A 4,125-nucleotide genomic window follows, 5' to 3' on the forward strand; every position below is an offset into this window, starting at 1 on the left:
CGACGCCCCTGGCGCCCGCGCGCCGCAAGGCCCTGACCCTGGCCTTCGCCCGCCTGGGCGCGCTCAGGACGATGCGGGACTGAAGCCCTATCCGCCCACCGCGTGCAGGGCTGCGCCGTGATCGCGCAGCCAGCGGCGGTGCGGGCGGTGATCTCCGACCAGGCGGGCGACCACGGCCCAATAGGCGGGGCTGTGGTCGGCGTGGACCAGGTGGGCGACCTCGTGCGCGGCCAGGTAGTCGGCGACGGCGGGCGGGGCCATGATGACGCGCCATGAATAGCGGATCGAGCGATTGTGCGGGCTGCACGAGCCCCAGCGCGAGCGGGTGTCGACGATGGACACCTTCACCGGCTTCTGGCCCAGGGTCTTCAGATGGACGTCGGTTCGCTCGACCAGGAAGTCGCGCGCGGCGCGGCGGAACCAGTTCTCGATGCGGCGGGAGAAGGCCTCGCCCTCTCCGCCCGAGCGCAGCACCGGTCCCTCAGGCGTGTCGATCAGGCGGGCCGCCCCTGCGCCCCCGCTGGCTTCCAGCCTCATGGAACGCCCTAGCCAGGTCACGACCGCGTCCGGCTCGAACGGCTGGGCGTCAACGCGCGCGGCCAGGCGCTCGGCGATCCATCCGGCCTTGGCGCGGGCGAAGGCCACGACCTCGCCCAGGCGTCGCTCGCTGGGCGCCACGGCCACGGCCTCGCCCGCGCGGGCGTCGATGCGGATCGACAGCCGACGCGCGCGCGGATTGACCGACAGCCTCAGGGCGCCGCCGCCCTCAAGCGGCAGACGCTGACCGTTCCGGTATGACACTGAGGGCTTCGTTGCTGGCGATGAAGTCGCGCACGCGGGGATAGATCTCCTCGCGGAAACGGCGGCCGTTGAAGACGCCGTAGTGGCCGACCTTGGGCTGGACGTAGAGCAGGCGACGGTCGTCGGGAATGTTGGGCGTCAGGCCGTGCGCCGCCTGGGTCTGGCCGACGCCGGAGATGTCGTCCATCTCGCCCTCGATGGTGGCCAGGCCGATGTCCGCGATCGCCGTCAGATCGACCGTCTCGCCGCGATGCTGCAACAGGCCGCGGGGCAGCAGGTGCTGCTGGAAGACGATGTCGATGGTCTGGAGATAGAACTCCTCGGTCAGGTCCAGCACCGACAGATATTCGTCGTAGAACTGCTCGTGCTTCTCGACCCCGTCGCCGTCGCCTTCGACCAGGCTCTCGAAATAGCGGCGATGGGCGTCGACGTGCTTGTCCTCGTTCATCGACATGAAGCTGTAGAGCTGGACGAAGCCCGGATAGACCCTCCGCCCCACGCCCGGATAGGGCCAGGGCACGGTGTGGATCATGTTCGACCTGAACCAGGTGAAGGGCTTTTCCTCGGCCAGCTGGTTGGTCACCGTCGGCGACAGGCGGGCGTCGATGGGCGAGCCCATGAAGGTCATGGAGGCAGGGCGGTTCGGGTCGTTCTGCGCCGCCATCACCGCGCAGGCGGCCAGCACCGGCGGCCCCGGCTGGCAGACGCCGACGATGTGGGCGCGCGGCCCCACCGCCGCGAGCATGTCGCGCACGTGGTCGATGTAGTCGTTGAAGTCGAACCGCCCTTCCAGCATCGGCACCTGGCGGGCGTTGGTCCAGTCGGCGACGTAGACGTCGTGGTCCTGCAGGAAGGTCTCGACCGTGCCGCGCAGCAGGGTGGCGTAGTGGCCCGACAGCGGGGCCACGATCACCACGGCGGGCGCCGCCGCGGGTTTGCCCGCGCGCTTCAGGTCGCCGATGTTGCGGGCGAACCGCACCAGTCGGCACCAGGGCGAGGACCAGACGACCTGTTCGGTGGTGCGAACCGGCTTGCCGTCGATCTCAAGCGTCTCCAGCCCCCAGTCGGGCTTGCCGTATCGGCGGGTCAGGCTCTCGAACACCTCGGCCGAGGCGTAGGCGGTGCGGCCGATGGCCGTGTCCGACGCCGGATTGAACGGAGAGGTCCAGAACTGGCGGGCCATCTGGGCCCCGATCCGGAACGGCGTCGCCGAATGATAGGCGAGCTCGTGAAAAGCGTAGAGCATGAAACCCCGACTGCGGCCCCCGCCGATGCGGAACGCCGATCATACAGAGTGCGGCGCCGCAAAAAAGACCGGCGGCGCTTCGTTCAGGGAAAGGTGATCAGCCCTTCTCCATCGCATTCTCGATCAGGGTGGCGGTGCGGCTGGGCCCCAGGTCGTGGGCGACCGCGCTGCGGAACTTTCCGTCTGGGCCCATCAGATAGACGGTCAGGCCGTGGTTCATGGTGTAGCCTTCGCCCTCGCCGACCTTCTGATAGAAGGCGCGATAGGCCTTGGCGGCCTTGGCCACCTGTTCCGGCGTGCCGGTCAGGCCGATGACGCCGTCGGGGAAGCCGTCCGACGAGAGGTAGTCCTTCAGCATCTGCGGCGTGTCGCGCTCGGGGTCGATGCTGATGAAGACGATCTGCAGATCCTTGGCCTTGTCGCCCATCCGCTCCTGCACCGCGTTCAGCACGCCCAGGGTGGTCGGGCAGTAGTCGGGGCAATAGGTGAAGCCGAAGAAGACCAGGGTCCATTTGCCGTTCAGGATCGTCTGGTCGACGACCTGGCCGTCCTGATTGGTCAGGGTGAAGTCGCCGCCGACCAGGGGCTGGCCCGTCGCGACGTCCGTGGTCTGGGTCGCCTGCTGGCGGCCGCCGACGACCACCATGGTGATCAGGCCCAGCGCCAGGGCGATGACCGCGCAGGCGGCGGCGAACAGGATCACGGGACGGCGGGGCATGGCGTCTCCTCATCGGGAACTGAAGTCGTTTCGGCGGCCGCGACACGGCGAACCGTGCAGCCGCTCTTCGCCCGGTCTATAGAAGAGCGGTGAGCCGTACAGAAGCCCCCATCCCGTCGCACGCCCATCCCCACGCCCCGCCGCATCTGCTGGCCCAGGCGGGCGGCGAGCTGGCCGGTCTGCCGGAGCTGCCCCGGCGCGGGCGGGGCCTGTCGCTGCGCACCTTGATCGTGCTGCGCTGGCTGGCGGTGATCGGCCAGACCTCGGCCATCCTGACCGCCTATTTCGCCCTGCACTTCCCCTTGCCCTTGTGGGAGTGCCTGACCGTGATCGGCGCGGGCGTGGTGATGAACCTGGCCACCATGGCGCGGGCGCGGCGCATCGACGGCAGTCTGCCCGACGGGCCGAGAACCGCCGCCCAGCTGGGTTTCGACATCCTGCAGCTGGCGACGTTGTTGGCCTTGACCGGCGGCCTGGCCAACCCCTTCTGCCTGCTGCTGGTCGCGCCGGTGACGATCGCGGCGGCGGCCCTGCCTGCGCGTCAGGCCGTCATTCTGGGCGTCATGGCGCTGATCGCCGTGGGCTTCCTGTTTTCCTGGTCCCTGCCGCTGCCGTGGCGGCTGCATGAGCACCTGGAGCTGCCGGGCCTCTATCGCCTGGGGCTGGGGCTGGCCCTGGTGACGGGGGTGCTGTTCACGGCCGGCTACGCCTGGAAGGTGGCGGCCGACGCCGACAAGCTGGAGCTGGCCCTCGCCACCACCCAGGACGTGCTGCAGCGCGAGCAGAGGCTGGCGGCCCTGGGCGGACTGGCCGCCGCCGCCGCCCATGAGCTGGGCACGCCCCTGGCCACCATCCAGGTCGTCGCCAAGGAGATGCTGCGCGACGCGCCCGCGGGCAGCCCGGCGGCCGAGGACGCCGCCCTGATCCTGCAACAGGCGGAACGCTGCCGCGCCATCCTCAAGCAACTGTCGTCCCAGCCTGAGGAAGGCGACGCCCTGTTCGCCGACATCGGCCTGAAGGCCCTGCTGGAGGAGGTGGCGGAACCGCACCGGGGCTTCGATCTCGATTTCGACATCGCCCTGAAGATTCCGCCCGGCCAGGAGGCCCCGCGCCTGCGTCGCCTGCCCGAGATCGTCCACGGCCTGTCCACCCTGGTCGAGAACGCCGCCGATTTCGCCACCGCTCGCGTCCAGCTGACCGGGGTGGTCGACGCCGGGTGGATCGAGATCGACATCGTCGACGACGGCCCCGGCTTCGCTTCCGAAATCCTGCCGCGTCTGGGCGAGCCCTATGTGACCAGCCGTCCTCAGGCCAAGGCCCGCCGCGCCCTGGCCGCCCAGATCGCCTCGGCCACCCGTCC

The 4,125-nt window shown here is 69.8% G+C and carries 4 protein-coding genes; 1 reads left to right on the top strand and 3 read right to left on the bottom strand.

Annotated features, from left to right (window positions below; genetic code table 11):
• Positions 1-87: 87 nt before the first annotated feature.
• From BDIM_RS16375 to BDIM_RS16385, 3 genes are all read right to left on the bottom strand, one after another.
• Positions 88-801, bottom strand: coding sequence for a M48 family metallopeptidase (locus BDIM_RS16375; protein ID WP_003166670.1), 714 nt, complete (start codon positions 799-801; stop codon positions 88-90).
• The gene (locus BDIM_RS16380) at positions 767-2,047 is read right to left on the bottom strand and encodes a polyhydroxyalkanoate depolymerase (RefSeq protein WP_003166671.1); all 1,281 of its coding nucleotides are present in this window, start codon (positions 2,045-2,047) and stop codon (positions 767-769) included. Before BDIM_RS16380 ends, BDIM_RS16375 begins: the two co-directional genes overlap by 35 nt.
• Positions 2,048-2,144: 97 nt before the next feature.
• Positions 2,145-2,765 (bottom strand): SCO family protein, encoded by a 621-nt coding sequence (locus BDIM_RS16385; protein WP_040346485.1) that lies wholly within the window; start codon positions 2,763-2,765, stop codon positions 2,145-2,147.
• 89 nt (positions 2,766-2,854) lie between these two features.
• Here BDIM_RS16385 and BDIM_RS16390 point away from each other — a divergent pair.
• A partial coding sequence (locus BDIM_RS16390; RefSeq protein ID WP_081461957.1) for an ActS/PrrB/RegB family redox-sensitive histidine kinase occupies positions 2,855-4,125 on the top strand: 1,271 nt, incomplete at its 3' end.

It is taken from the genome of Brevundimonas diminuta ATCC 11568 (assembly GCF_000204035.1).
Classification (GTDB): Bacteria; Pseudomonadota; Alphaproteobacteria; order Caulobacterales; family Caulobacteraceae; genus Brevundimonas; species Brevundimonas diminuta.

What these genes read in the sequence shown, in the direction of transcription:
- BDIM_RS16385 (WP_040346485.1), bottom strand. Translation starts at nt 2,765, where the DNA reads ATGCCCCGCCGTCCCGTGATCCTGTTCGCCGCCGCCTGCGCGGTCATC.
- BDIM_RS16380 (WP_003166671.1), bottom strand. Translation starts at nt 2,047, where the DNA reads ATGCTCTACGCTTTTCACGAGCTCGCCTATCATTCGGCGACGCCGTTC.